At 64.0% G+C, this 2,444-nt stretch carries 1 protein-coding gene; it reads right to left on the bottom strand.

Translation table 11 applies throughout. The annotated features are described in order from the left end of the window. Window positions 1-406: 406 nt before the first annotated feature. Window positions 407-2,314, bottom strand: a complete 1,908-nt coding sequence (locus tag D3273_RS27500) for a diguanylate cyclase (protein WP_129230202.1) — start codon at window positions 2,312-2,314, stop codon at window positions 407-409. Window positions 2,315-2,444: the final 130 nt, after the last annotated feature.

The raw sequence follows: 2,444 nt of genomic DNA, 5'->3' as shown, positions 1-2,444 counted from the left end.
CCTTCATCTGGACCGCCTCAGCCGCCAGCGTCATGGCCAAGCTCAGGGTGCATCAAACGAATGACTCAGAGCACTAGCGACCATCAGACAGAGATGTGCTACACGGGCACCCTGTCCCGAGCCGATCGTGAACGCGAATTAAAACCTGTCTGAGAGAGCTCCGAGCTACAGCTACCCGGTATGTTTAGAGTGCACCCTAATAGAACTTGGCAGGGTACGAACCTTTGCGCCGGTCTCGTTGAGGTGCAGCCAAAACGCACTAACGGGTTGACCGCTATGGGCGGCTTGTCGAACTTGGCGTTAGGCGTTTGGTGCGACACTCGTTCTACAAGCTACACGGTCAAGCGGCGCGGCAGACGATGTGCCCGCACTACATCGCCGGTTTAGTCGGGCTCGCGTTCATCGTCTACGCCGCCTGTATCCGGTCAAGCTCCGGGGTATGCGTTGTCGCTGCGCAGGCCCGGCTCTCGAGATCGTTCATCACAAGGCGAGCCAAGCCGGCGAGTAGACGCCGTTGCGCCTCATCGAGCGGCTGTCGCGCTTGGTGATCGACGACGCAGAGGGCGCCCAGCTTGTGTCCGTTACACGGGTCGATCAGCGGCGCACCGGCGTAGAAGCCGATGCCCGCTTTCGTGAGCGGGTTGTAGGTGAAGCGCGGATCGGCCAGCGTGCTCGGCACCACGAGGAGCTCATCACCCTGGATCGTATGAGCGCAGTAGGCGGCATCGCGAGGCGCCCGGTCCATCTCCACATTGTACCGTCCGACGAGGGCGGCTTCTTCACGGCCGACCAGTGACACGAAGGCCATCGGCATGCCGAGTAGCTGAGCCGTCAGCTGGGCGATGCGGTCGAGGCTGTCTGAGGGGTGAGCCACGCCGGCCTCCTCATAGCTGGCGAGCGCCTGCAAACGATCGACCTCGCCCGAGGAGTCGGAGACAACGGCCGCCACCGGCATTGTGGCCACGACACGATTGCGCCCCGTCCGCTTCGCCTCGTACAGGCGCGCGTCCGCCTGGGCGACGAGTGCGGACGGCTCCTCACCGTCGGAAGGGTTCAGCGTCGCGCAACCCAGGCTTGCCGTCACCACCGATCCGCAAGCCGGGTTGCCGATGTGCGGAAGACCGAGGCTTTGGATAGCGTCGCGCACCCGCTCCGCCACCTGAGCGGCGCCACTCTCATTCGTGCTGGTTAGAATGATGACCAGTTCTTCGCCTCCGTAGCGAGCGGTGAGGTCACCGGGACGCCGAACGCTGCCGGCCACGGCGGAAGCCACGGCACGCAGGCAGGCGTCGCCCTTTTGGTGGCCGTAATGATCGTTGTAGAGCTTGAAGCGATCGACATCGATCAGCACCAGCGAAACGGTTCCGCGGTCCCGCTTGGCGCGGCGCCACTCGCTGTCGAGCACCTCGTCAAAGTGGCGGCGGTTCGATAAACCGGTCAGGGCGTCGCAGCGCGCGACACGCTCCAGCTCGGCATTCAGCCCTTCGAGCTGCTCCTCGGCAGCCTTGCGCTTGCTGATGTCGCGCAGCACGACGACGAAGCCGGCGTCCTCGGCAACCCAGCTGTAGCGTGCCTCGATCCAGACGTGGTGGCCACCCTGGTGCCGCAGCCGATAGGTCGCCTCGGTGTTGGAACCCTCCGCCTGCGAGGCGCAGATTAGCACGGCGACGTTCGGCCAATCGTCGGGGTGGACCATCTCTGAAAAGCTGTGACCGAGCAATTCCTCGGGTGCATAGCCCAGCATGCTGGAAACCGCGGGCGACACGTAGGTCCGACGCAGCGAACGATCGAGCCGGACGATGACATCCTGGGCATGATCGGCGAAAAGCCGGTACTGAGCTTCGCTGCGCGACAGCATGACCTCGGTGCTGGCCGTGCGCCGCAGCTGCCGCCTCAGCAACTGTGCCAAGATAGCCGCAGCCACACACAGCACGATGAGGCTGAAGCCGATGATCATGCTCTTGGTTCGCCAAACGGCGAAGACGTCACCTTCAGCCAAGGCGACGTTCATCACCAGGGGCAAATCGCCGACATGGGTGAAGCTGTAGATGCGATCGACGCCGTCGATGATCGCCGTGCCGACGAAGGTCCCCGATGGCGACCGTACGAATCGCTGAAAGTTGCTGCTCTTGGCGAAGCTGAGCCCGATCTGGCTGGGATCGTAGGGCACGCGCATCAGCGAGATGCCGTCCGTGCGGAACAGGCTGATGGACCCGTGCCGGCCGAGATCGGCCTTGGAGAAGAGCTTACGGAAATAGGCTAGGCGCATCGTGCCGACGACGACGCCGGCGAAAGATCCGTCCGCTCCCTTCACCGAGCGACTGAGGGCGACGACCTCGTCGGCACCGGTGACGCGACGGGTGAACGGTAATTGCTCACGAGGTCGTGCTGCCGTTCAGGCCGGCACGGCGATTGGCTGGCCTCGCAGCGTGAGGCGGATGGCA

This window comes from Lichenibacterium minor (assembly GCF_004137685.1).
In the GTDB taxonomy this organism is placed as follows: Bacteria; Pseudomonadota; Alphaproteobacteria; order Rhizobiales; family Beijerinckiaceae; genus Lichenihabitans; species Lichenihabitans minor.
Note: the sequence above shows the minus strand (reverse complement) of the source record. Positions and strands in the feature narration are given on the sequence as shown.